The organism is Streptomyces sp. NPDC057249 (assembly GCF_042669245.1).
GTDB lineage: Bacteria > Actinomycetota > Actinomycetes > Streptomycetales > Streptomycetaceae > Streptomyces.
Map to the genome: position 1 here is coordinate 25510 of NZ_JBHUXS010000007.1, position 25939 is coordinate 51448.

Here is a 25939-nt window from a genome sequence, read left to right on the forward strand (position 1 = left end):
CTCAGGCTGTTATCGGCCGCTGCACCCGGATCGACTGGAGCAGGCCGATGGCCACCCAGACGGCGAACATCGAGGAGCCGCCGTAGGAGACGAACGGCAGCGGGAGTCCGGCGACCGGCATGATCCCGAGCGTCATGCCGATGTTCTCGAAGGACTGGAAGGCGAACCAGGCGATGATCCCGGCGGCGACGACCGTGCCGTACAGCTCGGTGGTCTCGCGGGCGATGCGGCAGGCGCGCCACAGGACGACGCCGAGCAGGACGAGGATGAGCCCGGCGCCGAGGAAGCCCAGCTCCTCGCCGGCGACCGTGAAGACGAAGTCGGTCTGCTGCTCGGGGACGAACTGCCCGGTGGTCTGGGTGCCCTGGAAGAGGCCGGTGCCGTGCAGGCCGCCGGAGCCGATCGCGATGCGGGCCTGGTTGGTGTTGTAGCCGACGCCGGCCGGGTCGAGCGCCGGGTTGGCGAACGCGGCGAAGCGGGCGATCTGGTAGTCGTCCAGCAGTCCCAGCTGCCAGATGGCGACCGCCCCGGCCACGCCCGCGCCGAGGAGCCCGAAGACCCAGCGGTTGGACGCGCCGGAGGCCAGCAGCACACCGAGCACGATGACGACCATGACCATCACGGAGCCGAGGTCCGGCATCCCCATGACGATCACCATGGGGAGCGCCGCCAGGCCGAGGGCCTTGGCGACGGTCCGGTGGTCGGGGTGCACCTGGTCGCCGGCGTCGACGCGGGCGGCGAGCAGCATCGCCATGCCCAGGATGATGGTGATCTTGGTGAACTCGGAGGGCTGGATGGAGAAGCCGCCGGGCAGCAGAATCCAGGCGTGGGCGCCGTTGACGGTGGCGCCCAGCGGGGTGAGGACCGCCAGGACGAGGACGACGGACAGCCCGTAGAGGATCGGCACGGCGCCGCGCAGGGTGCGGTGGCCGAGCCAGATCGTGCCGATCATCAGCGCCATGCCGATGCCGGTGTTGAGCGCGTGCCGGAAGAGGAAGTAGTACGGGTCGCCATGGGTCAGCGAGTCGCGTCCCCGGGTCGCCGACCAGACCAGCAGCGAGCCGATGAAGGAGAGCGCGACCGCCGAGCCGAGGAGCGGCCAGTCGAGCCGGCGCACCACGGAGTCGCGGGCCATGAGACGGCCCCAGCCGGACCGCTCGGGGCCGTAGCGCGGGACGGAGAATCCGGCCATCAGTCGCGCCTCCCCAGCACCGCGGCGAGCGTCTGCTCGCCGGCGGGCTTCTCCGAGGCGGGGTGGTACGGCTTGACCGTCGGGGCGTCGATGGTGCCGTCCGCCTGGATCTTCGGCAGCCCCTTCTGCGGCGTCGGCAGGAGGGCCTTCTTGAGGTCCTGCTTGCCGGTGGCGTCGAGCCCGTACAGGGCGTTGTAGATGTTGCGGACGGCGGGCCCGGACGCGCCGGAACCCGTACCGCCCTGGGAGATCGTCATGACGATCGAGTAGTCCTTGGTGTACGTGGCGAACCAGGAGGTCGTCTGCTTGCCGTAGACCTCGGCGGTACCCGTCTTGGCGTGCATCGGGATCTTGTCCTGCGGCCAGCCGCCGAATCGCCAGGCGGCCGAACCGCGGGTCGCGACACCCGCGAGGGCTTCGTCTATCTGGTCGCGCGTCTTCTTGGAGAAGGGCAGCTTGCCGTGCGACTCGGGCTCGATCATCTGGACGGTCTTGCCGTCGCCGCTGACGATGGCCTTGCCGACGGTGGGGTCGTAGAGCGTGCCGCCGTTGGAGATGGCCGCGTAGATGGTGGCCATCTGGATCGGGGTGACGAGGGTGTCGCCCTGGCCGATGGAGTAGTTGACGGAGTCACCGGCGCGCATCTTGTCGCCTTCGAGGCAGTTCTCGTAGGCGATCTTCTCGACGTACGTGCCGTCCTTCTTGCCCTGCTTGCACCAGGCGTCGTGGTTGGCCTTGGCGAAGTTCTTCTTCCACTCGCGGTCCGGGACGCGGCCGCTGACCTCGTTGGGGAGGTCGATGCCGGTCGTCTTGCCGAGGCCGAACTGGTGGGCGGTCTTGTAGAACCAGTCCTTGGGGTGCTTCTTGGGGTTGTTGCCGCCGTCCTTCGCCCACTCCTTGTGCGCGAGGCCGTAGTACACGGTGTCGCAGGAGACCTCCAGGGCGCGGCCGATGGTGATGTCGCCGTAGCCCTGGGACTCGTAGTTGGTGAAGGTCTGCCCGCCGATGGAGTACGAGCTGGGGCAGGGGTAGTGGCCGTCGAAGGGGTAGCCGGCGTTGACCGCGGCGGTCGAGGAGACGACCTTGAAGATCGAGCCGGGGGCGGCCTGGCCCTGGATGGCCCGGTTCAGCAGCGGGAAGTTGGACTTCTTGCCGGTCAGCGCGGCGTAGTCCTTGGCGGAGATGCCGCCGACCCAGGCGTTCGGGTCGTAGTTGGGCAGGGACGCCATGGCGACGACGCGGCCGGTCTTGGCCTCCATGACGACGACGGCGCCGGAGTCCGCCTTGTAGTTCTCGCCGGTGTTGTGGTCGAACTCCTGGCGCGCCTTCTTCATCGCGTCGTTGAGTTCGTACTCGGCGACGGCCTGGACGCGGGCGTCGATCGAGGTGACGACGCTGGCGCCGGCCTCCGCCTTGTCGTTCTTGGCCTGGCCGATGACCCGGCCCAGGTTGTCGACCTCGTAGCGGGTGACGCCCGCCTTGCCGCGCAGCTCCTTGTCGTAGGTGCGCTCCAGGCCGGAGCGGCCGACCATGTCGGAGCGCAGGTAGGGCGAGTCGCTGTCCTGGGCCTTGGTGATCTCCTCGTCGGTGACGGGCGAGAGGTAGCCGAGGACCTGGGCGGTGTTGGCCTTGCCGGGCGCCGGGTAGCGGCGGACCGCGGTGGGCTCCGCGGTGATGCCGGGGAAGTCCTCGGCGCGTTCGCGGATCGTCAGGGCCTGCTGGGTGGTGGCCTCGTCGGTGACCGGGATCGGCTGGTAGGGCGAGCCGTTCCAGCAGGGCTGCGGGGTCTTGGCGTCGCAGAGCCGGACCTTGTCGAAGACGTCCTTCGGCTTCATGTCGAGTACGCCGGCGAGCCGGGTCAGCACGGCCTTGCCGTCGTCGTCCATCTTCATCAGCTCGGTGCGGCTGGCGGAGACCACGAGGCGGGTCTCGTTGTCGGCGAGCGGCACACCGCGCGCGTCGAGGATGGAGCCGCGGGCGGCGGGCTGGACGACCTGCTGGACGTGGTTGTTCTTCGCCTCGTCCGAGTACTCCTGGCCGTTGCGGATCTGGAGGTACCAGAGGCGGCCGCCGAGGGTGAGGAGCAGCGAGAAGACGAGGACCTGGATGACGATCAACCGGATCTGGACGCGCTGGGTGCGGCCCGTCTCGGGGATGTTGCTCACGGGGCGCCCCCGGTGGTGGTCCGGGGGCGGGGCCCGGCGGAATGCTGCCTCACAGTCGCTTGACTCCCTTGATCCGTCCGGCGCGTGCCGCCCGGTTGCGGGCCGCCTTCACGCGCAGTCCGCCGCGCTGGCTGCCGATCCGCAGCCCGGTCCCCGCCGCCAGCCAGCCGGCCGCCACGTCGCCGCCCCCCGAGGAGGACTCGGCGACGGGGTCGTTCACGGTGCGTCTGGCGAGCGCCATGATCAGCGGCACGGTGAACGGCGCCAGGAGGAGGTCGTACACCGCGGCGGTGAACAGCAGGCTGCCGAGGCCCACATGACGGGCCGCCGTGTCGCCGACCAGCGCGCCGACACCCGCGTACAGCAGGGTCGATCCGATCGCCGCGGCGACGACCACGGCCATCGGCAGGAACGCGGACTTCAGCTGTCCGTTCTCCGGCCGGGCCAGGCCCGCGAGGTAGCCGATGACGCAGAGGACCAGGGCGTAGCGCCCGGCGGCGTGGTCGGCCGGGGGCGCCAGGTCCGCGAGGAGGCCGGCGCCGAAGCCGATGAGGGCGCCCGCGACGTGCCCGTACACGAAGGCCAGGCCGAGGACGACCATGAGCAGCAGGTCGGGCACGGCGCCGGGGAGCTGGAGCCGGGCCAGCACGGAGACCTGGACGACGAGGGCGAAGACGACCAGAACGATGGAGAGCAGGGTCCGGTTGACGTGCATGGGGATCAGCTCTACCTCTGTTCGTTGGCCGCGTTGTCGGCGTTCGGAGTGGCGTTCCCGCTGGGGTCCGGGCTGGGGCTCTCGTGGATGTTGCCGACCACGTTCCCCTCGGTGTCGACGATGTCGCCGTTGGGCGAGATGGTGACGGTGACGGTCGGGGTGGGCTTCGGCTTGGCGGGCGCCTTCGGCTTCTTCGGCAGGACCATGTCGCGGGGGTCCTCGCGCGGGGCCTGGACGACGATGCCGACGATGTCCAGCTTGGTGAAGGAGACGTACGGGCGTACGTAGACGGTCCGGGTGAGATCGCCGCCCGAGGGGTCGACGCGGACGACCTCGCCGACCGGGACGCCGGGCACGAACGGCTTGTCCTTGCTGGACCCGAACGTGACGAGCCGGTCGCCCTTCTTGACCCGGGCCTTGCCGTTCAGGAACTGCACGGCCAGCGGGCGCGAGCCCTGGCCGGTGGCGAAGCCCAGCTCGTCGGTGGACTCCATCCGGGTGCCGACGGTGAAGTCCGGGTCGTTGGCGAGGAGCACCGTCGCGGTGTCCGGGCCGACGGTGGTGACACGGCCGACCAGCCCGTCCCCGTTGAGGACGGTCATGTCGCGCTTGAGGCCGTCCTTGGAGCCCGCGTCGATGGTGACCGTCCAGGAGAAGCCCTGGGCCGCTCCTATGGCGATGACCTCGGCGGCCTTGATGCCGTACTGGCCGGTCGCCGACTTCTTCAGCATCTCGTCCAGCTGGCGGACCCGGCTGCGGTTGCGGTCGTCGCTGCCGAGCTTCGCCTTCAGCTCGGCGTTCTGCTTCTCCAGCGCGGCGATCTTGTCGTGGCGGCTGCCGGAGGCGCGGACCGCCCCTATGGCGTTGCCCACCGGGTCGACCGCCGACGCCACGCCGTTCTCCACGGGCCCGAAGACCGTGGCGGCGGCCTGCCGGGCGCCGTCCACCGGTGACGCCTCACCGCCGCGGATGTCCACCGTGATCAACGCGAACGCGATGGCGATCAGCAGCACCAGGAGCAGCCGGCTCTCTCGTGTGTCCCTCACAGTGCGGCGGCCGTGCCTTCCTCGTAGGAATGATCGTGCCTGTATGTCGGCGGTCCCCCGCGCGGAGCGGCAGCGTCCGCGCGGGGGTCGTGGGATGACTACCGTCGGGGCTGGGCGTCCAGGACCTGCTGGAGCGCCTCGAACTCCTCGACGCACTTACCGGAGCCGAGCGCCACCGAGTCCAGCGGGTCCTCGGCGATGTGGATCGGCATGCCCGTCTCGTTGCGCAGCCGCTCGTCCAGGCCGCGCAGCAGCGCGCCGCCGCCGGTGAGGACGATGCCGCGGTCCATGACGTCGCCGGACAGCTCCGGCGGGCACTTGTCGAGCGTCGTCTTGACCGCGTCGACGATCGCGTTGACCGGCTCCTCGATGGCCTTGCGGACCTCACCGGCCGAGATGACGACGGTCTTGGGGAGGCCCGAGACCAGGTCGCGGCCGCGGATCTCGGTGTGCTCGTCCTTCTCCAGGTCGTACGCCGAGCCGATGGTGATCTTGATCTGTTCGGCGGTGCGTTCCCCGAGGAGGAGTGAGTACTCCTTCTTGATGTGCTGGATGATCGCGTTGTCCAGCTCGTCACCGGCGACCCGGATGGACTGGGCGGTGACGATCCCGCCGAGCGAGATCACCGCGACCTCGGTGGTGCCGCCGCCGATGTCGACCACCATGTTGCCGGTGGCCTCGTGGACCGGGAGGCCCGAGCCGATGGCCGCCGCCATGGGTTCCTCGATGATGTGCACCTGGCGGGCGCCGGCCTGCGTCGACGCCTCGATCACGGCGCGTCGCTCGACCCCGGTGATGCCGGAGGGCACGCAGACCACGACCCGGGGGCGGGCCAGGTAGCGGCGCTTGTGGATCTTCAGGATGAAGTAGCGGAGCATCCGCTCCGTGATCTCGAAGTCGGCGATCACGCCGTCCTTCAGGGGCCGTACGGCGACGATGTTGCCGGGCGTACGGCCGATCATCTTCTTGGCCTCGGCGCCGACCGCCAGAATTCCGCCGGTGTTGGTGTTGATGGCCACGACGGACGGCTCGTTCAGAACGATGCCGCGCCCCCTGACGTACACCAGCGTGTTGGCAGTCCCGAGGTCGATAGCCATGTCACGGCCGATGAACGACATTGAGTTCCCCTTGTTCCCCATGAGGATGCGTCGGGCCTCCCAAGTGAAAGCCGTGATGGCTTGATTTGGTAGGCAGGATGGGCGCTGCGGGCGTGGAAGGTTCCATCGTAGTGCCGGATGTGCCGGCACAGCGCGAGGGTACGCCGCCCTGCTGGGCAGAACGGGTGGCCGTTCCACTCATGGTGACGTTACGTCGGGGGGATGCGTTCCCGCGATCGGACACCCTATGCCGAAGGGCGACCGAATTAATTCGGTCGCCCCAGGTCGCGAGCGCTGTTCGGCTGATCCGGGTTCAGGAAAGTCCGGGGAAGAAAAGCTTCATTTCCCGCTCCGCGGACTCCTCGGAGTCCGAGGCGTGGATGAGGTTCTCCCGGGTGATCGTGCCGAAGTCACCGCGGATCGAGCCGGGCGCGGCGGCGATCGGGTCGGTGGGGCCGGCCAGGGCGCGGACGCCCTCGATGACCCGCTCGCCCTCGGCCACCAGGGCGACGATCGGACCCGACTGCATGAACTCGACCAGCGGCTCGTAGAACGGGCGGCCCACGTGCTCGGCGTAGTGCTGTTCCAGCGTGGCGCGGTCCAGGGTACGCAGTTCCAGCGCCGTGATCTTCCAGCCGGCCTTGCGCTCGATGCGGCCGACGATCTCGCCGACCAGACCGCGACGGACGGCGTCGGGCTTGAGAAGAACGAGGGTGCGCTGGGTCATGTGCGGCTCCTTGCAGGCATACGGGTGCGGTGAGGCGACATTACAGGGGCCCGGCGACGGGCCCGCCGCCGGGTTTGCCGTGGTGGGGGCGGTCAGCCGGCGGCGGGGGTCTCCGCCTCGGCCTGGGCCGCCCAGCGGGCCTTCACCTCGTCGATCCGGCGGCCGTAGTGCACCGAGGCCCACCACAGCGCGCCGAAGGCGACGCCCAGGATGAACATCACCGGGATCACGAAGCCGCTCGCGACCAGCGCGACCTGGAGGGCCCAGCCGAGCTGGACGCCCCCCGGCCGGGTGAGCATGCCGCAGAGCAGCACGGAGAGGAGCATCCCGATGCCGCACACCGTCCAGACCGTGGCGTTCGACAGGTCGTCGGACTTCATCGCGACGAGTCCGGCGAACCCGATCACGAAGAACTCGCCGATCAGCGTGGACGCACAGAGCATGCGCATGGTCAGCGCCTTCCCAGGAGCAGCCGGGCCTCGCCGACCGTGATCACGGAACCGGTCACCAGGACGCCGGCGCCCGCGTACTCGTCCTCTTCCTCGGCGAGCGTGATCGCCGCCTCCAGCGCGTCGTCGAGCCGGGGTTCGACCTGCACCCGGTCGTGGCCGAAGACCTCGACGGCGACGGCCGCGAGGGCGTCGGCGTCCATGGCGCGCTCGGTGGAGTTCTGGGTGACGACGACCTCGGCGAAGATCGGCTCGAAGGCATCCAGGAGACCCCGCACGTCCTTGTCGCCGCTGGCACCGACCACCCCGATCAGCCGGGAGAAGCCGAACGCCTCGGACAGGCCCTCGGCGGTGGCGCGGGCGCCCGCCGGGTTGTGCGCGGCGTCCAGGACGACGGTCGGGCTGGAGCGGACGACTTCGAGGCGGCCGGGCGAGACCACCGAGGCGAACGCCGCGCGCACAATGCCGGCGTCCAGCGCGCCGGGCTGCTCGGCGCCGACGCCGAAGAACGCCTCGACCGCGCAGAGCGCCACCACCGCGTTGTGCGCCTGGTGGGCGCCGTACAGCGGGAGGAAGACGTCTGTGTACTCCCCGCCGAGGCCGCGCAGGGTCAGCAGCTGGCCGCCGACCGCGATCTCGCGGGAGACCACGCCGAACTCCATGCCCTCGCGGGCCACGGTGGCGTCGACCCCGACGGCCTTCTTCAGCATGACCTGGGCGGCGTCGACGGGCTGCTGGGCCAGGATGACCGTGGCGCCCTGCTTGATGATCCCGGACTTCTCGGTCGCGATCTCGCCGGGCGTGGAGCCCAGGCGGTCGGTGTGGTCGAGCGAGATGGGGGTGACGACGGCGACCGAGGCGTCGATGACGTTGGTCGCGTCCCAGGTGCCGCCCATGCCGACCTCGACGACGGCGACGTCCACCGGCGCGTCGGCGAAGGCCGCGTACGCCATGCCGGTCAGCACCTCGAAGAAGGACAGCCGGTAGGGCTGCTGGGCGTCGACCATCTCGACGTACGGCTTGATGTCCTCGTACGTGGAGATGAACCGCTCCGGGGCCACCGGGGCGCCGTCCAGGCTGATCCGCTCGGTGATCGACTGGACGTGCGGCGAGGTGTAGCGGCCGGTGCGCAGGTCGAAGGCGCCGAGCAGGGCCTCGATCATGCGGGCGGTGCTCGTCTTGCCGTTGGTGCCGGTGATGTGGATCGAGGGGTACGCGCGCTGCGGCTCGCCGAGCACGTCCATCAGGGCGGCGATGCGCGTGACGGACGGCTCCAGCTTGGTCTCGCCCCAGCGGCCGGCGAGCTCCTGCTCCACCGCGCGCAGCGCCTTGTCGACCTCGGGGTCGGCGGGCCGGGCGGGCAGCTCCTCGGCACGGGGCGGCCCGGAGGCGGCGCGCAACGTCCGGCTCCCGGCCTCGATCACCGCCAGGTCGGGGTCGCGCTGGGTCGCTTCGTCCACGATCTCCGCGAAGGTGTCGTCGGGGTCGGACGCGTCGGGCCGGTCGGGGCGGGGCTCACTCACGGGCCCCAGTCTACGGATGGCATCGGACATCGCGCGCAGCCGCCCGGGGGCGGATACGGGTCGGCCCCGAACCTCGTGGTTCGGGGCCCGTCTCTCCCGCTCGCGCGGGAACGCCCGTGCCTTGTCCCTGCGGGCAGCCTCAAGGTCCGGCTCACCCCCGCGCGAGCGGGGAGGGCGAAGCTCAGCCTTGCGGCAAGCCGTCCAGCTGTCCCTGGATCCGTTCGATGTCCGCCTGAGCCTTGCCCAGGCGCCCGCGAATCTTCTCGACGACGTGATCAGGGGCCTTGCTGAGGAACGCCTCGTTGCTGAGCTTGGCGTCGGCCTGGGCGACCTCCTTCTTCGCGGCCTCCAGGTCCTTCGTCAGCCGCTTGCGCTCGGCGTCCACGTCGATCGTGCCCGACAGGTCCAGGGCGACGGTCGCCCCGGCGACGGGCAGCGAGGCGGTGGCCTGGAAGCCGTCCCCGGCCGGCTGCAGCCTCAGCAGCTGCCGCATGGCCGTCTCGTGCGGGGCGAGCGGGGTGCCGGTCAGGATCAGCTCGGCCGGGACCTTCTGGCCGGGCTGGAGGCCCTGGTCCGAGCGGAAGCGGCGGACCTCGGTGACGACCTGCTGGACGAGCTCGATCTCCCGCTCGGCGGCGTCGTCGCGGAAACCCGAGTCCTTCGGCCAGTCCGCGACGACGACGGACTCGCGGCCGGTGAGCGCGGTCCACAGGGTCTCGGTGACGAAGGGGACGACGGGGTGCAGCAGGCGCAGCATCACGTCGAGGACCTCGCCCAGGACCCGGCCGGAGACCTCCGCCGGGCGGCCACCGCCGAAGAACGTGGTCTTGGACAGCTCGACGTACCAGTCGAAGACCTCGTCCCAGGCGAAGTGCCGCAGCGCCTCGCTCAGCTTGGAGAACTGGTAGTCGTCGTAGTACGCGTCGACTTCGGCGACCGTCTTGTTCAGACGGGAGAGAATCCAGCGGTCGGTCACCGACATCTCGTCGGCGGACGGCAGCTCGCCCTCGATCGTCGCCCCGTTCATCAGGGCGAACCGGGTCGCGTTCCAGATCTTGTTGGAGAACTTCGCGGAACCCTGGACCCAGTCCTCGCCGATCGGGACGTCGGTGCCCGGGTTGGCGCCGCGCGCGAGCGTGAAGCGCAGCGCGTCGGAGCCGTACTTGTCCATCCAGTCCAGCGGGTTCACGACGTTGCCGAAGGACTTCGACATCTTCTTGCCGTGCTCGTCGCGGACCATGCCGTGCAGGACGATCTGCTCGAACGGCGGGACGTCCTTGTTGATGTACAGGCCGAACATCATCATCCGGGCGACCCAGAAGAAGAGGATGTCGTAACCGGTGACCAGGACGGAGTTCGGGTAGAACTTCGCGAGACTCTCGGTCTGTTCGGGCCAGCCGAGCGTGGAGAACGGCCACAGGCCGGAGGAGAACCAGGTGTCCAGGACGTCGCTGTCCTGGGTCCAGCCCTCGCCGGTGGGCGGTTCCTCGTCGGGGCCGACGCAGACCATCTCGCCGTCGGGGCCGTGCCAGACGGGGATGCGGTGGCCCCACCAGAGCTGGCGCGAGATGCACCAGTCGTGGAGGTTGTCGACCCAGTCGAAGTAGCGCTTCTCCATCTCCTGGGGGTGGATCTGGACCTTGCCGTCGCGGACGGCGTCACCGGCCGCCTTGGCGAGCGGGGCGACCTTGACCCACCACTGCATGGAAAGCCGGGGCTCGACGGTGGTCTTGCAGCGCGAGCAGTGGCCGACGGAGTGGACGTACGGCCGCTTCTCGGCGACGATCCGGCCCTCGGCGCGCAGGGCGGCGACGATCGCGGAGCGGGCCTCCAGCCGGTCCAGGCCCTCGAAGGGCCCGGGGACGGTGATGACCGCGCGCTCGTCCAGGACGGTGAGGAACGGCAGGTCGTGGCGCTGCCCGATCTCGAAGTCGTTCGGGTCGTGGGCGGGGGTGACCTTGACGGCACCGGTGCCGAACGACGGGTCGACGTGGTGGTCGGCGACGACGGGGATGGTGCGGTCGGTCAGCGGCAGCTTGATCTGCTTGCCGACCAGGTGCTTGTACCGCTCGTCGTCGGGGTGGACGGCGACGGCGGTGTCACCGAGCATCGTCTCGGCGCGGGTGGTGGCGACGACGATGGTCTCGTCGCCCTCCCCGTACGTCATGGAGACGAGCTCGCCGTCGTCCTCCTGGTACTCGACCTCGATGTCCGAGATCGCGGTGAGGCACCGGGGGCACCAGTTGACGATGCGCTCACGGCGGTAGATGAGCTCGTCGTCGTACATCCGCTTGAAGATGGTCTGGACGGCCTTGGACAGGCCCTCGTCCATCGTGAACCGCTCGCGGGTCCAGTCGACGCCCTCGCCGAGGCGGCGCATCTGGCCGGAGATCTGGCCGCCGGACTCGTTCTTCCACTGCCAGACACGCTCCACGAACGCCTCACGGCCCAGGTCGTGGCGGGACTTGCCCTCCTTGCCGAGTTCGCGCTCGACGACGTTCTGGGTGGCGATGCCGGCGTGGTCCATGCCCGGCTGGTACAGCGCCTCGAAGCCCTGCATGCGCTTGCGGCGGACGAGGGCGTCGATCAGCGTGTGCTCGAAGGCGTGGCCCAGGTGCAGGGAGCCCGTGACGTTCGGCGGCGGGATGACGATCGTGAACGGCGGCTTGTCGCTCTTCGCGTCCGCCTCGAAGTACCCGCGTTCTACCCAGCGCTCGTACAGCTTCCCCTCTACCTCGGCCGGCGTGTACTGGGTCGGCAGTTCGGGGTTGCTGGCTGGCTGCTGCGCTGGGTTCTCGGTCACGCGGACAGTTTAGGGCCTGTGTTGAGTTCCCCGTCTGCGCCCCGACGCCCGCCCTCCGGGCGGACGACGGGGAACTCAACACAGGCCCTCCGAGCCGTCACAGGAGTGCCCCGAAACCGGTTTGTTCCGTAACGGTGTGCCTCCCGGTGGTCCGCGCGCGCGAGCCTTCCGTCAGGATGTTCGCAACGCGTAAGTATCACGAACAGGGGACACCGCAGATGAGCTACAACCAGCCGGGGCCGTACGGTGGCCAGCCGCCGCAGGGCCAGCCCGGACCGTACGGCCAGCAGCCGGGCCCGTACGGCGGCCAGCCGCCGCAGGGCCAGCCCGGCTACGGCTACCCGCAGCAGGCCCCCCAGGGCGTCCCGCCCCAGCAGCAGCCGCCCCAGCCGGGTTACGGCTACCCGCAGGCGCAGCAGCCGGGCCCGTACGGACAGCAGCCGCCCACTCCGCCGTACGGCGGCCAGCCGGCCTACGGGCAGCAGCCGGGCTTCCCGCCGCCGGCCCCGCAGAAGAAGAAGACGGGCCTGATCGTGGGCGCGGTCGTCGTGGCCTTGGCGGTCATCGGCGGCGGGGTCTATTTCCTGACCTCGGGCGGCGGCAACAGCGATGTCGCGGACTCCACCAAGGGCTACAAGCTGACGCTCGCCGACTCTGTGGACGACTACAAGAAGGACACCACGAAGTCGTCCACGGACGAGATGACGAGCAAGGACAAGGCCGAGGCCGAAGCCGCGGGTATCAAGGATCCCCACAAGGCCGAAGCCCAGTACGCGAGCGGTGATCTCGAAAAGAACCCGCTCACAGCCAAGATGCTCATGGTCTACGGCAACTGGGGCGATGTGACCGACCCCGCCAAGGCCCTCGACGCCATGTTCGCTCAGGCGAAGAAGGGCATGGCCGAGGACGAGAGCGGGAAGAACAAGCCCTCTCTCGTCGGTGAGCCGAAGAGCGTGACGCCGGCCGGTTTCAAGGGTGCGCTGATGAAGTGCCAGGACTTCAAGATGGTCAACGACGATGCCGACGGGACCGTGGCGAAGGGCCCCAAGGAAATGATCATGCCCGTCTGCATCTGGGCCGACTACAGCACCGTCGGCGCGGTCGTCGGCTTCGACGTCGGCGCGGCCATGACCAACAAGTCCATGTCCCAGGACGAGGTGGCGGCGCTCGCGGCCAAGCTCTACAACAACTCCCGCACCAAGATCTGACCCGCGACAGCGAAGGGGCGCCCTGCCGGGCGCCCCTTGCACTGGTGTCATCACCTTTGATTGAGACCGACGGCAGGTAGCCGCCAACAAGTCAGGCGCGGCTGCACGCCGCTTCGGCCACCCCAGGCTTGACCTTGATCGCAGTCAGTTTGGTTATGCAGAAGGGGTTCGCCACCTTGCCGACACCGAAGTCGGTCGCCGGGTAGCCACAAGCAGCCTTTACCAGGGGCCCGACTTGATACCCCTTGCTGCCCACGTAGTTCGCGCAGCTTGACTGACTGGCCTGAGCGGTAGTTGCAGTGACGACGGGCGCAACCACAACCGTTGCACCCACGAACAGCGCAGCAAGACTGCGTTTCATGACCATTCCCTCCCTAGTGGATCAAGACGTCCATCAGCCTAACCACGCCATCAGCAGTGGACCATCAATCGGAGATTGATGTCGGGTAGTCACCCTGTCCATGGCCGATTTCCAGTCCCACCACATGGGCGAGGGCCCGGATCCATCGGATCCGCGGCCCTCGCTGCTTTCTGCAACCGCGTTACGCGGACTTCTCGTGGCGGCCCTCGTCGCCCTTGCCGATCGTGCGCGGCTCGCGCGGGACCAGGGTCGGGTTGACGTTGTTGCGGACCACGTCGGCGGTGATGACCACGCGGGCGACGTCCTTGCGGGACGGGACCTCGTACATCACCGACTGGAGGACCTCCTCCATGATCGCGCGCAGGCCGCGGGCGCCGGTCTGGCGCAGGATCGCCTGGTCGGCGATGGCCTCCAGCGCCTCGCGCTCGAAGTCCAGCTCCACGCCGTCGAGTTCGAACAGGCGCTGGTACTGCTTGACCAGGGCGTTGCGCGGCTCGATGAGAATCTGGAGCAGGGCTTCGCGGTCCAGGTTGTGGACCGAGGTCAGGACGGGGAGGCGGCCGATGAACTCGGGGATCATCCCGAACTTCACCAGGTCCTCCGGCATGACCTCCTGGAACTGGTCGCTGGCCTGGATCTCCCGCTTGGAGCGGATCGTGGCGCCGAAGCCGATGCCCTTGGCGCCGGCCCGGGACTCGATGATCTTCTCCAGGCCGGAGAAGGCGCCGCCCACGATGAACAGCACGTTCGTCGTGTCGATCTGGATGAACTCCTGGTGCGGGTGCTTGCGGCCGCCCTGCGGCGGCACGGAGGCGGTGGTGCCCTCCAGGATCTTCAGCAGGGCCTGCTGGACGCCCTCGCCGGAGACGTCACGGGTGATCGACGGGTTCTCGCTCTTGCGGGCGACCTTGTCGATCTCGTCGATGTAGATGATCCCGGTCTCGGCCTTCTTGACGTCGTAGTCGGCGGCCTGGATCAGCTTCAGCAGGATGTTCTCGACGTCCTCGCCGACATAGCCGGCCTCCGTCAGCGCCGTCGCGTCCGCGATGGCGAACGGGACGTTGAGCATGCGGGCCAGCGTCTGCGCGAGCAGCGTCTTGCCGGAACCCGTGGGGCCCAGCAGCAGGATGTTGGACTTGGCGAGCTCGATCGCGTCGTCGCGGCCCGCCCCGCCGCCGTTCTCGCCGGCCTGGACCCGCTTGTAGTGGTTGTACACAGCGACCGAGAGGGCCTTCTTCGCGGGCTCCTGCCCGACGACGTACCCCTCAAGGAACTCGTAGATCTCGCGGGGCTTGGGAAGCTCTTCCCAGCGGACCTCGCTCGTCTCGGCGAGCTCCTCCTCGATGATCTCGTTGCAGAGATCGATGCACTCGTCGCAGATGTACACACCGGGACCCGCGATGAGCTTCTTCACCTGCTTCTGGCTCTTTCCGCAGAACGAGCACTTGAGCAGGTCGCCGCCATCACCGATGCGTGCCACGAGGTGCTTCCCCTTCGCCTGGGAGACGCCTGGTTCAGCGGCTCCTGTGCCTCTATCCGACGGTACCTTGCCCGGCCCCCCATGCGGGCCCCCCTTGGCACGGTTCACACGGCCGGAGCCGGATGCCTCAACCGTGCCAAGGGGACAGGGCGTGTCAGGCGAGCGCGCCGGCCGCGCTCTTGCGGGTCGACACGATCTGGTCGACAAGGCCGTAGGCCAGGGAGTCCTCGGCGGTGAGGATCTTGTCGCGCTCGATGTCGTCGCGGATCTTCTCGATCGGCGTGGTGGAGTGCTTGGCCAGCAGCTCCTCCAGCTGGGTCCGCATGCGCAGGATCTCGTTGGCCGCGATCTCCAGGTCGGAGAGCTGCTCGCGGCCGGTCTGCGAGGACGGCTGGTGGATCAGCACGCGGGCGTTGGGCAGCGCCATGCGCTTGCCCGGGGTGCCGGCGGCGAGCAGGACCGCGGCGGCGGAGGCCGCCTGGCCCATGCAGACCGTCTGGATGTCCGGCTTCACGAACTGCATCGTGTCGTAGATCGCGGTGAGCGCGGTGAACGAGCCGCCGGGGCTGTTGATGTAGATGGAGATGTCCCGGTCCGGGTCCATCGACTCCAGGCACAGCAGCTGCGCCATGACGTCGTTCGCGGACGCGTCGTCGATCTGCACGCCGAGGAAGATCACGCGCTCCTCGAAGAGCTTCGCGTACGGGTCGTACTCGCGCACGCCCTGCGAGGTGCGCTCCACGAAGCGCGGGACGATGTAGCGGTTGTCCACCTGCGGGCCCGTGTAGAGGCCGCTCGCGGAGGCGCCGGGGAAGTTGTTCATGTGGGTGTTCACCATCCTGGTGGCGTTCTGTGGCTGGGTGTCTCGGCGTACGAGAGATGCGCGGTGCGGTACGGCGCTGTCCGGGGGTCCGGATCAGGCGCCGGTGCCGCCGCCGCCCGGAACGCCCGACGCGATCGAGATGATCTCGTCAATGAGGCCGTACTCCTTGGCCTCCTCCGCGGTGTACCAGCGGTCGCGGTCGCCGTCGCGGATGATCGTCTCCACGGTCTGGCCGGAGTGGCGGGCGGTGATCTCCGCCATGCGCTGCTTGGTGCGCAGCAGGTACTGCGCCTGGATCTTGATGTCCGAGGCCGTACCGCCGATGCCGGCCGATCCCTGGTGCATGAGGATGTCGGTGTTCGGGAGCGCGAAGCGCTTGCCGGCGGTGCCGCCGGTGAGCAGGAACTGGCCCATCGAGGCCGCCATGCCCATGCCGATGGTCACGACGTCGTTCGGGATGTACTGCATGGTGTCGTAGACCGCCATGCCGGCCGTCACCGAACCGCCGGGGCTGTTGATGTAGAGGTAGATGTCCTTCTCGGGCTCGGCCGCGAGGAGGAGCAGCTGCGCGGTGATCTTGTTGGCGATGTCATCGTCCACCTGCTGGCCGAGGAAGATGATGCGCTCGCCGAGCAGCCGGCTGTAGACCTGGTCACCGAGGCCACCACCGAGGGACGGCTCTCCGGCGGCGTAGGGCATCAGATTCGTCACGTATCCACCTGCTCGTCTCTGACGGCTCCGGCCGTCTCAGCGTCTTCGTACCGGGTGGGCCGGGACTACCCGACCCTTCCTCTTCATGGACCCTAACGCGCAGGTGGAACAACGCCATCCCGCTTCCGCGACTGTTCGCTGGGAGCGCAAGGTCCGCAGCTGGCACAAGGGTTGTGGCGTCACGTCCGCCGGTACGACGACGGGCTCCGGACGCGGTGGCGTCCGGAGCCCGTCGTACGGGGTCAGCGCGAGGCTCAGGCCTCGGTCTTCTCCTCGGAGTCGGCGGCGGCCTCGGCGGCCGCGGACTCGGTGGTCTCCTCCGCCGCGTCCTCGTCGTCCTCCAGCTCGACGACCTCGCCGTTGGTGTCGACCACCTTGGCGGCCTCGACCACGACGGCGAGCGCCTTGCCGCGGGCGACCTCGCCGACGAGCATCGGCACCTGGCCGCCCTCGACGACGGCCTGGGCGAACTGGTCCGGGCTCATGCCGGAGGAGGCGGCGCGCCGCATGAGGTGCTCGGTGAGCTCCTCCTGGTTGACGTTCAGCTTCTCCTTGTTGACGAGCTCGTCCAGGATGAACTGGGTCTTGATGCCCTTGACGGCCTGCTCGGAGGTCTCGGCCTCGAACTCCTCGGCGGTCTTGCCCTGGATCTCCAGGTACTTGTCGAGGGTGAGACCCATCTGGCCGAGCTGGTGGTGCTCCAGGTTGTGCTTGCGGGTCTGGACCTCGTCCGCGAGCAGCTTCTCCGGGATCGGGACCTCGGCGAGCTTCAGCAGCTCCTCCAGGACGCGCTCCTGGGCCTGGGTGGCCTGGTCGTACTGCTTGGTCTCCTCCAGGCGCTTGCGGCTGTCGGCCTTCAGCTCCTCCAGCGTGTCGAACTCGCTGGCCATCTGGGCGAAGTCGTCGTCCAGCTCGGGGAGCTCACGGGCGGCGACGGCGGTGACCTTGACGGTGACCTCGGCGTCCTTGCCCTCGGCGGAGCCGCCCTTCAGCTGCGAGGTGAAGGTGGCCTCGCCACCGGCCTCCAGGCCGGTCACGGCCTCGTCGATGCCTTCGAGGAGCTCGCCGGAACCGATGGTGTACGAGACACCCTCGGCCACGCCGTCCTCCAGGACCTCGCCGTCGACCTTGGCCTCCAGGTCGATCGTGACGACGTCGCCCTCGGCGGCGGCGCGCTCGACCGGGTTGGTCGAGGCGAAGCGGCCGCGCAGCTGCTCGACGGCCTTCTCGATGTCCTCGTCGGTGACCTCGATGGCGTCGACGGTGACCTCGATGCCGGAGTAGTCCGGGATCTCGATCTCGGGGCGCACGTCGACCTCGGCGGTGAAGGCCAGCAGCTCGCCGTCCTTCAGCTCCGTGATGTCGACCTCGGGCTGGCCGAGGACGTTCAGCTCACCCTCGTTGACGGCCTCGGTGTAGAACTTCGGGAGCGCGTCGTTGACGGCCTCCTCCAGCACAGCACCACGGCCGAACCGCTGGTCGATGACCCGGCTGGGGATCTTGCCCTTGCGGAACCCCTTCACCGTGACCTGCTGGTTGATCTTCTTGTACGCCGCGTCGAGGCTGTCCTTGAGCTCCTCGAAGGGCACCTCGATGCTGAGCCGAACCCGGGTCGGGTTCAGGGTCTCCACGGCGCTCTTCACGGTTCGGTCTCCTTGGTGGCTGACTTCTTGGGGTTCTGCTCCGCCGCACGGGGGGCGGCTTCGCGGACCGAGCCCGGTACATCAGACACACGGGCACGCATTTTGCATAGTAACGGCAAGGGGGAGAACTCCCGCAACGCGATCTTGTCCGCGCGATCTTGCCAGTGGTCGGGGTGGCCGGATTCGAACCGACGACCTTCCGCTCCCAAAGCGGACGCGCTACCAAGCTGCGCCACACCCCGTCGGTGCGACACGTAGGGTACATGCAGTAAGGCACCGCGCCGGCCGCTTTCGGCGGGGGGCGTCGAGTTTCGGCTGGGGCCGTCGAGGGGTGTGCGGGCAGCGCCCGCGACCCGCTACGATGCTTGTCGTGCCGCGGTCCGTGTGACCTGCGGTGCCGTGCATGCGGGCGTAGCTCAATGGTAGAGCCCTAGTCTTCCAAACTAGCTACGCGGGTTCGATTCCCGTCGCCCGCTCCAATCGCCGAAGGGCCCGGTCCGCTGGACCGGGCCCTTCGCGTTGCGGCGGCCGGGCGGCTCAGAAGTTGATCTGGCCCACCGAGTCGATGATCGAGTTCATGAACCGGTTGATCGACGGCCCCATGCCCGTCGGCGCCAGGAAGAAGCCGAAGAGCGCCGCGACTATCGCGGGGCCGGTCTTGATGGAACCGCTCCGGATCATGACGACCAGGACGATTCCCAACAGAAGCACCACAGACAACGAAATGGCCACGACTGCTCACACCCTCGGTCGGTCCGCCTTGCCGGCCCGGAGATGTGCGGCCGTGCACCCTCCGTCGCCTCCATCGTGCCACCAACTCCCGCCGGGGTGTTGCCGGGTGACGTATCGACCTGTCGATATCGCGCCATCTTGCGCCCCTCGCGCCCCCCTGTGCGCCGGGCCGGAGTGCCGCCGGCGCGCGTCCGGATGATCTCCGGGAATATGCGGCGGTGATCGTTTCGGTATCCACACACTTCATTCACAGGGGAATTCGACGCCGAACGCGAGGTAATTCGCTTCGGTCAACTGCCGCACAGATTGCCCCATTTGGCGGGGATTAAACGGGCCATAACGGTCACATCTTGCTGGTTTGCCATTTGATATGCAGGGAAGACGCGCTATTCAACGGCGGTTTTACGGATGGCAATCGAGACGTCTAGGGTGCCTGAGATGTTCCACGCTCCGAACGCAATGCAGAGGGCCACGCTCCCCCCGGCGACCGAGGAGGCGGAGCCCAGACACCCTGCGCCGGCGGCGACCCGGGAGGCCCCCGCGCCGGCAGCGGACCGGCCTGCCCGGAGCGGGGCCAAGCAGCGTGACGCCTTCTTCGACAACGCCAAGTACCTCGCCATCGTGCTCGTCGCGGTGGCGCACTCCTGGGTCCCGGTCATGGACGGGAGCCGGACCGCCCGGGCGCTGTACATGGTGGTCTACACGTTCCACATGCCCGCCTTCATCCTCATCTCGGGTTACTTCTCGCGGTCGTTCGACCTGAGCCCGGCGAAGGTGAAGCGGCTCGTCACCGGTGTCGCGGTGCCCTACGTGGTGTTCGAGACGGCGTACTCGCTGTTCCGCCGGTACGCGAACGACCAGCCGGACGCGGCCGTCAGCCTGCTGGAGCCCTGGTACCTGACCTGGTTCCTGGCCGCCCTGTTCATCTGGCGGCTCACCACACCCATCTGGCGCAACCTCCGCCATCCGCTGGCCGTTTCACTGGTGATCGCCGTGCTCGCCTCGCTCGCGCCCAGCATCGGCGACGACCTCGACCTGCCGCGCGTCCTGCAGTTCCTGCCCTTCTTCGTGCTCGGCCTCCAGCTGAAGCCCGAGCACTTCGCGCTGGTCCGCCGCCGCGAGGCCCGGCTGTTGGCGCTCCCGCTCTTCGCCGGTGCGCTGGTCTTCGCCTACTGGGCGGCGCCCCGGATGCAGCTGGGCTGGTTCCTGCGGGACTCCAGCGCCCAGGACATGGGGGCGCCGTGGTGGTCGGGCGCGGTGATGACCCTGGCGATGTTCGGCTGCGCGACGCTGCTGACGGCCGGGTTCCTCGCGCTGGTCCCGCGCCGCCACATGTGGTTCACGGTGCTCGGCGCCGGCACGATCTGCGGTTACCTGCTGCACGGCTTCCTGGTGAAGGGCGCCGACTACGCGGGGATCTTCGACGACCACGCGTGGCTGGTCGGTCCGGCGGGCCTGGTGATCGTGACCGTGGTCGCCTCCACCGCCGTCACGCTGCTGTGCACGCCGCCGGTGCGGCGCGTCCTGCGCTGCGTGACCGAGCCGGACATGGACTGGGCGTTCCGCCGGGACGCCGCCAGGATCTGACGCCTCCGCACGCCACGAAGCCCGGCCCAGGTGGCCGGGCTTCGTCGTGTCACGGGGCGGTGTTGGCTCAATCCCGACGGTCCGAGGGCCCGTTGGGTGCGGTGAGCCCCAGCAGCTCCCGGACCCGCGCATACTTCGCGGTCAGCCGGGTACGGGTGGCCGGCTCCAGCACCGCCAGACGGTCCGGATCGGCGTTGTGGGCGAGGTCCGCCTCCTTGACCAGCAGGGCGCCGGGGGTGGCCAGGATGCGCCGGGTGTACGCCTCCGGCTCCTCGCCCGCCCGCTTGGTGACGGCGAGCACCATGTCCTTGACCGCCTGCGGCAGCGCGGCCCCGGCCAGCCACTCGGCCGACAGCGCGTCGTCCTCCACCGCGTCGTGCAGCCAGGCCGCGGCGATCTGCTCCTCGCTGCCGCCTCGGCTCCGTACGCCCTCGGCGACGGCAGCGAGGTGTTCCGTGTAGGGGCGGCCGGCCTTGTCCCGCTGGGCGGCGTGGGCCTCGCGGGCCAGGGCCTCGACCTCGGCGAGGGTCAGCTGAGCGTGTGACGCAGTCATGGCGAGGACTCTAGGCGCACCTCCGCAGGCCGGTCCGACAGTTGCAACGTCAACCGTTCGGTAAACTAACTTCTGACCATTCCTTGACGATCTCTTGACTCTTCGAAAGGCCAGGCTCATCGGACACGCAGACACGCTCATCGCCATGGGCGGCGCCTTCCTCGCCGCCGCGGTCCTCGCCCGCGCCGGCCGCCGCATCGGACTGCCCACGATCCCCCTGTTCATCCTGGCCGGAATCCTGCTCGGCCCGCACACCCCCGGCATCGTCCTCGTCGCCGACCCGCACGACCTGGAGATGCTCTCCGCGCTCGGCCTGGTGCTGCTCCTCTTCTACCTGGGCCTGGAATTCCACCTGGACGACCTCAAAGCGGGCGGCCGCAAGATGGCGGTCGCCGGGGGCACCTATCTCGCCCTGAACGTCGGCGCCGGGCTCGGCTTCGGCTTCGCGCTCGGCTGGGGCACCTCCGAGGCGCTGGTCCTCGCCGGGGTGCTCGGGATCTCCTCGTCGGCCATCGTCACCAAGGTGCTGGTGGACCTCGGGCGGATCGGCAATCCGGAGACCCGGCCCATCCTCGGCATCATCGTCGTGGAGGACGTCTTCCTCGCCCTCTACCTCGCGGCCCTCCAGCCCATCCTGTCCGGCGCCGACAGCCTCGCCGCGGCGGTGACCGACGGCGGCAAGGCGTTCGGCTTCCTGCTGCTGCTCGCCCTGGCCGCCCGGTTCGGCACCCGGGTCGTCGGCAAGCTGATCGGGACCAGGGACGACGAGCTCCTGGTCATCTCATTCCTCGGCGCCGCCGTCCTGGTGGCCGGGATCTCGGAGTGGTTCGGCGTCGCGGACGCGATCGGCGCCTTCATGGTCGGGCTGATGCTCGGCAGCACGTCGTCGGGCGAGCGCATCCTCAAGCTGGTGCACCCGCTGCGCGACGCGTTCGGCGCGATCTTCTTCTTCGCGTTCGGGCTCTCCATCGACCCGGGCGACCTGCCCACGGTGCTCTGGCCGGTGCTGGCCGCCGTCGCGGTCACCCTCGCGATGAACGTGTGCGCCGGGATCGCCGCCGCCCGGGTGTACCGCTTCGGCCCGCAGGCCACCGCGAACATCTCGACCACCCTGGTGGCGCGCGGCGAGTTCGCCCTGATCCTCGCCACGATGGCGGCGGGCGCCGGTCTCGACGAGCGGCTCTCCCCGTTCATCGCGGGCTATGTGCTCGTCCTCGCCGTGCTGGCCCCGCTGGCCGCCGGGCGCTCGCACTGGCTGGCCCGCATCCTGCCGGGCAAACCGGAACCGGCGCTCCCTGCACCGGTCGGCGCCGGTTCGGGACTTCCGTGAGTTCCGGACTCCGCGAGTTCAGGACTTCCGTGAGTTCAGGACTTCCGTGAGTTCAGGACTTCCGTGACAGGAGCAGCAGCGCCCGGTCGTCGTTGACGTCCTTGGCGCACGCCTCGATCAGGTGCCAGGCCGCGCCCTCGAAGCCGGTGCTGACGTAGCGGTCGGCCTCGCCGGTGAGCCGGTCGATGCCCTCCGCGATGTCCCGGTCGGACGCCTCCACCAGTCCGTCGGTGAACAGCATCAGCACGTCACCGGGGGCGAGATGGCCCTTGACCGGGTCGAACTCGGCGCCGTCGTACACCCCGAGCAGCGGGCCCTCCGCCGCCTTCTCCTCCCACTGGCCGCTGCCGGCGTGGAGCTGGAGGGCCGGCGGGTGGCCCGCCGACAGGAGTTCGTAGTCGCCGGTCTCCAGGTCGAGGACCAGGTGGATCGAGGTGGCGAAGCCCTCGTCCCAGTCCTGGCGCAGCAGGTAGCCGTTGGCGGCGGGCAGGAAGCCGTGCGGGGGCAGCGAGCCGAGGAGCCCGCCGAAGGCGCCGGACAGCAGCAGGGCGCGGGAGCCGGCGTCCATGCCCTTGCCGGAGACGTCGGTCAGGACGGCTTCCAGGGTGCGACCGCCGTGGGTGCGGGCCGCGACGACGAAGTCGCCGGAGAAGGACTGCCCGCCGGCCGGGCGCAGCGCCATCTCGCGGTGCCAGCCCTGCGGGAGGCGGGGCAGCGAACTCTGGACGCGGATGCGTTCGCGCAGGTCGAAGAGCATGGTGCCGCCGCGCCGCCAGGGCACCCCGACCCGGGCCCGGAACTGGGCGAGGACCAGCCCGAAGAACCCGCAGGCGGCGACGGTGAGCACGGTGCCGGGGGTGACCCTGGCCGGGCCGTCCTCGTAGGGGCCGAGCCAGACCGACTCCACGATGAGGGCGACGGCGACCCCCGCGTACAGGCCGAGGAGGCTGGCGGGGCGCAGCAGCAGGCCGGCCGCGACGATCGGCAGGACGAGCATGGTGGGCGCGCACCAGACCGGGTCCATCAGCGTGAGGCAGGTGATGACCGGGATGACCAGGAACAGACCGGCCAGGGCGATCCAGTCGGAGCCGTCACCGCGGAAGTAGTCGACCCCGGACCGGCGCAGCGTGGTGTAGACCCGGTGCGCCGATTTCCGCCATCGGGCCGGGTACGTCTCTGCTCCTGCGCGTCGGGCCATTGCGGGGACCTTATCCACCCGGCGGCCTCCGGTGCAGGGGGACCCCGTGACAATGTGTTCGAAATCGGCCCGACCGGTGCCGTACTCGCGGGTACTGCGTGCGGGTCACGCGGACTGGCAGCCGGGGCACCAGAAGAGGTTGCGGGCGGCCAGGTCGGCGGTGCGGATCTCGGTGCCGCAGATGTGGCAGCCCTGGCGGGCGCGCCGGTAGACGTAGACCTCGCCGCCGTGGTCGTCCACGCGGGGCGGGCGGCCCATCGCCTCGGGCAGGTGCTCGGGGCGGACGGTGTCGATGCGGTTGTTCCGTACGCCCTCGCGCATCAGCGCGCGCAGGTCCGCCCAGATCGCGTCCCACTCGTTCCGGGTGAGGTCCTTGCCCGCCCGGTACGGGTCGATGCCGTGCCGGAACAGCACCTCCGCCCGGTAGACGTTGCCGACGCCCGCGATGACCTTCTGGTCCATCAGCAGGGCGGCGACGGTGATCCGGCTGCGGGAGATCCGCTGCCAGGCGCGTTCGCCGTCCTCGCCGTCACGCAGCGGGTCGGGGCCGAGGCGGTCGTGTATCGCGCGCTTCTCGGCGTCCGTGATCAGCGCGCAGGCGGTGGGGCCGCGCAGGTCCGCGTGGTGCGCCTCGTTGAGCAGGCGCAGCCGGACCGTGTCGGTGGGCGGCGGGGCCGGCACCGTACCGAAGTTCAGCTTGCCGAAGAGGCCGAGGTGGATGTGGACCCAGCCGGTGTCGCCGAAGGAGAGGAAGAGGTGCTTGCCGTGGGCGTCGGCCGTCTCCAGGACGTGGCCGTCGAGCAGGGCGGCGCTGTCGGAGAACTTGCCCTGCGGGCTGCTCGTCCGCACCGGCCGGCCGGCGAAGCGCTCGCGGTGGTCCGCGGCGAGGCGGTGGATCGTGTGTCCCTCGGGCACGGTGGCGGGTCTCCTGGGTGGTGCGGGGCCGGACATGGCTGTGCCGCCGGACGGACCGGCGGCACAGGGGTCTGTGTCGAGTTCCCCGCCGTCGCCCGGAGGGCGGCCTTGCGGCGTCTGGTGCGGTGCATCGCCGTGCGGCCGTTTCGCCCTCGTACTGGACGTACTCGGGTGAAGCGGCCGTGCGGCGAGGTGCCGTGCCAGGCGTCGTGAGGCAGGCGGGGAACTCGACACAGGCCCCGCTGGTCAGCCCTGCTGCGGGTGGTGGGCGGGGATCGGGGGGAGCTCGCCGGTGTTCTCGTACGCCGTGAGCATGTCGATGCGGCGGGTGTGCCGCTCCTCGCCGGAGTACGGGGTGGAGAGGAAGATCTCCACGAACTTCGTGGACTCCTCGACCGTGTGCATCCGGCCGCCGACGGCGATCACGTTGGCGTCGTTGTGCTCGCGGCCGAGCGCGGCGGTCTGCTCGCTCCAGGCCAGTGCGGCGCGGACGCCCTTCACCTTGTTGGCGGCGATCTGCTCGCCGTTGCCGGAGCCGCCGATCACGATGCCGAGGCTGCCCGGGTCGGCGGCCGTCTTCTCGGCGGCGCGGAGGCAGAACGGCGGGTAGTCGTCCTGGGCGTCGTAGATGTGGGGGCCGCAGTCGACGGCCTCGTGGCCCTGGGCCTTGAGCCACTCGACGAGGTGGTTCTTGAGTTCGTAACCGGCATGGTCGGATCCGAGGTACACGCGCATGGGAGGAGTGTGGCACGTGCGGCGGCCGGGCGCCGACGACGGGGTGCGGTGTGCCCGGTGCCGGGCAGACGCGCGGAGGCCCGCCGTTCCGCGGTGCGGTCGGCGGGCCTCCACGGGTGGACGCGCGGGGTCAGCCCCGGCGGCCGAGGAGCTTCCAGGAGGCGGGCAGCGCGCCCATGGCCAGCGCGGCCTTCAGGGCGTCGCCGAGCAGGAACGGCGTCAGGCCCGCGGCGATCGCGGCGCTCGCCGACATGCCGGTGGACAGCGCCAGGTACGGCACGCCGACCGCGTAGATGATCGCCGAGCCGAGGACCATCGTCCCGGCCGTGCGCGGCACCGAGCGGTCGCCGCCGCGCCGGGCCAGGCCGCCGACGACGGTGGCGGCCAGGAGCATGCCGAGCACGTAGCCGAAGGAGGCGCCGCCCGCGCCGGAGCTGCCGGCCGAGAACCACGGCATGCCCGCCATGCCGACGAGGGCGTACACGGCGAGGGAGAGGAAGCCGCGGCGGGCGCCGAGCGCGGTGCCGACGAGGAGGGCCGCGAAGGTCTGGCCGGTGACCGGGACCGGGGAGCCCGGGACCGGAACGGCGATCTGGGCGGCTATGCCGGTGAGCGCGGCGCCGCCGAGCACCAGGGCGGTGTCCACGGCGTAGCGGTGCCGGGCGGCGGGCAGCAGGTCGGCGAGGACCGCTCCGGTGCGGGCGGGGGCGGCAGCAGTGCTCATCGGGGACTCCGCGGGGGTGAGGGTGGAGACGGACTGACCGTGACGCTATCGGACGGGACCGTGCCCGATCACCATCAGCGGCCCACAAAGCGGCGATCGGGGCGTTGGTGGGATTCACACAAGGAGGGTGGCGCAATCATCGCGGAGCGTGATGCTGGTCACGGAGGTGAGCGGGGATGCACCCGGGGAGGGCCGGGCAGGCCCGCGGAGGCGGGACTGTGA

General features: G+C 69.8%; 23 protein-coding genes and 2 tRNA genes. 4 read left to right on the forward strand and 21 right to left on the reverse strand.

The genetic code is table 11. The features are described 5' to 3' along the window. Window position 1: 1 nt before the first annotated feature. The 9 genes from rodA to ACFUJY_RS14780 all read right to left on the reverse strand — a co-directional run bounded on the left by rodA (window position 2) and on the right by ACFUJY_RS14780 (window position 11717). Entirely contained in the window at window positions 2-1192 is a 1191-nt protein-coding gene (rodA, locus tag ACFUJY_RS14740) for a rod shape-determining protein RodA (protein ID WP_383298685.1), read from the reverse strand. Further along, a complete protein-coding gene (gene mrdA / locus ACFUJY_RS14745; RefSeq protein WP_383298687.1) occupies window positions 1192-3357 on the reverse strand; it encodes a penicillin-binding protein 2 in 2166 nt (721 codons plus the stop codon). Before mrdA ends, rodA begins: the two co-directional genes overlap by 1 nt. A 49-nt stretch (window positions 3358-3406) precedes the next feature. Then, window positions 3407-4072 (reverse strand): rod shape-determining protein MreD, encoded by a 666-nt coding sequence (gene mreD / locus ACFUJY_RS14750; RefSeq protein ID WP_383298688.1) that lies wholly within the window; start codon window positions 4070-4072, stop codon window positions 3407-3409. A gap of 11 nt (window positions 4073-4083) precedes the next feature. Continuing rightward, window positions 4084-5118: a rod shape-determining protein MreC gene (mreC, locus tag ACFUJY_RS14755; RefSeq protein ID WP_383298690.1), complete on the reverse strand. Its 1035-nt coding sequence runs from the start codon at window positions 5116-5118 to the stop codon at window positions 4084-4086. Window positions 5119-5216: 98 nt separating this feature from the next. Continuing rightward, window positions 5217-6236, reverse strand: coding sequence for a rod shape-determining protein (locus ACFUJY_RS14760; protein ID WP_018103191.1), 1020 nt, complete (start codon window positions 6234-6236; stop codon window positions 5217-5219). A gap of 292 nt (window positions 6237-6528) precedes the next feature. After that, the gene (gene ndk / locus ACFUJY_RS14765; RefSeq protein ID WP_018103190.1) at window positions 6529-6942 is read right to left on the reverse strand and encodes a nucleoside-diphosphate kinase; all 414 of its coding nucleotides are present in this window, start codon (window positions 6940-6942) and stop codon (window positions 6529-6531) included. Window positions 6943-7034: 92 nt separating this feature from the next. Beyond that, entirely contained in the window at window positions 7035-7391 is a 357-nt protein-coding gene (locus ACFUJY_RS14770) for a DUF4233 domain-containing protein (protein WP_073965205.1), read from the reverse strand. A 2-nt stretch (window positions 7392-7393) separates the two neighbouring features. Next, window positions 7394-8914: a bifunctional folylpolyglutamate synthase/dihydrofolate synthase gene (locus ACFUJY_RS14775; RefSeq protein ID WP_383298692.1), complete on the reverse strand. Its 1521-nt coding sequence runs from the start codon at window positions 8912-8914 to the stop codon at window positions 7394-7396. Window positions 8915-9095: 181 nt separating this feature from the next. Then, complete coding sequence (locus ACFUJY_RS14780) at window positions 9096-11717, reverse strand: valine--tRNA ligase (protein WP_383298694.1); 2622 nt, start codon at window positions 11715-11717, stop codon at window positions 9096-9098. Between the two features lie 218 nt (window positions 11718-11935). Between ACFUJY_RS14780 and ACFUJY_RS14785 the strand changes: the two genes are divergently transcribed. Next, window positions 11936-12925 (forward strand): hypothetical protein, encoded by a 990-nt coding sequence (locus ACFUJY_RS14785; RefSeq protein WP_383298696.1) that lies wholly within the window; start codon window positions 11936-11938, stop codon window positions 12923-12925. 91 nt (window positions 12926-13016) lie between these two features. Here ACFUJY_RS14785 and ACFUJY_RS14790 read toward each other — a convergent pair whose 3' ends face one another. From ACFUJY_RS14790 to ACFUJY_RS14815, 6 genes are all read right to left on the reverse strand, one after another. Further along, entirely contained in the window at window positions 13017-13286 is a 270-nt protein-coding gene (locus ACFUJY_RS14790) for a hypothetical protein (protein ID WP_383298698.1), read from the reverse strand. Window positions 13287-13467: 181 nt separating this feature from the next. Further along, window positions 13468-14766, reverse strand: a complete 1299-nt coding sequence (gene clpX / locus ACFUJY_RS14795; RefSeq protein WP_018103185.1) for an ATP-dependent Clp protease ATP-binding subunit ClpX — start codon at window positions 14764-14766, stop codon at window positions 13468-13470. Between the two features lie 154 nt (window positions 14767-14920). Next, on the reverse strand, window positions 14921-15604 hold the full coding sequence (locus ACFUJY_RS14800; RefSeq protein WP_018518168.1) for an ATP-dependent Clp protease proteolytic subunit: 684 nt from the start codon (window positions 15602-15604) through the stop codon (window positions 14921-14923). Window positions 15605-15682: 78 nt separating this feature from the next. Next, complete coding sequence (locus ACFUJY_RS14805; protein WP_203601903.1) at window positions 15683-16288, reverse strand: ATP-dependent Clp protease proteolytic subunit; 606 nt, start codon at window positions 16286-16288, stop codon at window positions 15683-15685. A gap of 266 nt (window positions 16289-16554) precedes the next feature. Continuing rightward, complete coding sequence (tig, locus tag ACFUJY_RS14810; RefSeq protein WP_383298700.1) at window positions 16555-17943, reverse strand: trigger factor; 1389 nt, start codon at window positions 17941-17943, stop codon at window positions 16555-16557. A gap of 165 nt (window positions 17944-18108) precedes the next feature. Further along, a tRNA-Pro gene (locus tag ACFUJY_RS14815) sits at window positions 18109-18185 on the reverse strand. Between the two features lie 163 nt (window positions 18186-18348). Between ACFUJY_RS14815 and ACFUJY_RS14820 the strand changes: the two genes are divergently transcribed. After that, window positions 18349-18422: transfer RNA gene (locus ACFUJY_RS14820), tRNA-Gly, on the forward strand. A gap of 58 nt (window positions 18423-18480) precedes the next feature. Here the strand turns inward: ACFUJY_RS14820 and ACFUJY_RS14825 are convergent. Then, window positions 18481-18675, reverse strand: a complete 195-nt coding sequence (locus ACFUJY_RS14825; RefSeq protein ID WP_383298702.1) for a hypothetical protein — start codon at window positions 18673-18675, stop codon at window positions 18481-18483. Between the two features lie 438 nt (window positions 18676-19113). Here ACFUJY_RS14825 and ACFUJY_RS14830 point away from each other — a divergent pair, with 438 nt between their 5' ends. Beyond that, window positions 19114-20262, forward strand: a complete 1149-nt coding sequence (locus tag ACFUJY_RS14830; protein WP_383298704.1) for an acyltransferase family protein — start codon at window positions 19114-19116, stop codon at window positions 20260-20262. Between the two features lie 67 nt (window positions 20263-20329). On the opposite strand, the gene ACFUJY_RS14835 is transcribed toward ACFUJY_RS14830, so the two are convergent. After that, window positions 20330-20815 (reverse strand): HD domain-containing protein, encoded by a 486-nt coding sequence (locus ACFUJY_RS14835; protein WP_383298706.1) that lies wholly within the window; start codon window positions 20813-20815, stop codon window positions 20330-20332. A gap of 145 nt (window positions 20816-20960) precedes the next feature. Between ACFUJY_RS14835 and ACFUJY_RS14840 the strand changes: the two genes are divergently transcribed. Continuing rightward, the gene (locus ACFUJY_RS14840; RefSeq protein WP_383299386.1) at window positions 20961-22145 is read left to right on the forward strand and encodes a cation:proton antiporter; all 1185 of its coding nucleotides are present in this window, start codon (window positions 20961-20963) and stop codon (window positions 22143-22145) included. A 52-nt stretch (window positions 22146-22197) separates the two neighbouring features. On the opposite strand, the gene ACFUJY_RS14845 is transcribed toward ACFUJY_RS14840, so the two are convergent. The 4 genes from ACFUJY_RS14845 to ACFUJY_RS14860 form a co-directional block, all read right to left on the reverse strand. Next, a complete protein-coding gene (locus ACFUJY_RS14845) occupies window positions 22198-23343 on the reverse strand; it encodes a PP2C family protein-serine/threonine phosphatase (protein WP_383298708.1) in 1146 nt (381 codons plus the stop codon). Window positions 23344-23448: 105 nt separating this feature from the next. Further along, complete coding sequence (locus tag ACFUJY_RS14850; RefSeq protein ID WP_383298709.1) at window positions 23449-24258, reverse strand: Fpg/Nei family DNA glycosylase; 810 nt, start codon at window positions 24256-24258, stop codon at window positions 23449-23451. Window positions 24259-24504: 246 nt separating this feature from the next. Next, on the reverse strand, window positions 24505-24993 hold the full coding sequence (locus tag ACFUJY_RS14855) for a ribose-5-phosphate isomerase (RefSeq protein ID WP_383298710.1): 489 nt from the start codon (window positions 24991-24993) through the stop codon (window positions 24505-24507). A 130-nt stretch (window positions 24994-25123) separates the two neighbouring features. Next, window positions 25124-25717, reverse strand: a complete 594-nt coding sequence (locus ACFUJY_RS14860; protein ID WP_383298712.1) for a biotin transporter BioY — start codon at window positions 25715-25717, stop codon at window positions 25124-25126. Window positions 25718-25939 lie beyond the last annotated feature (222 nt).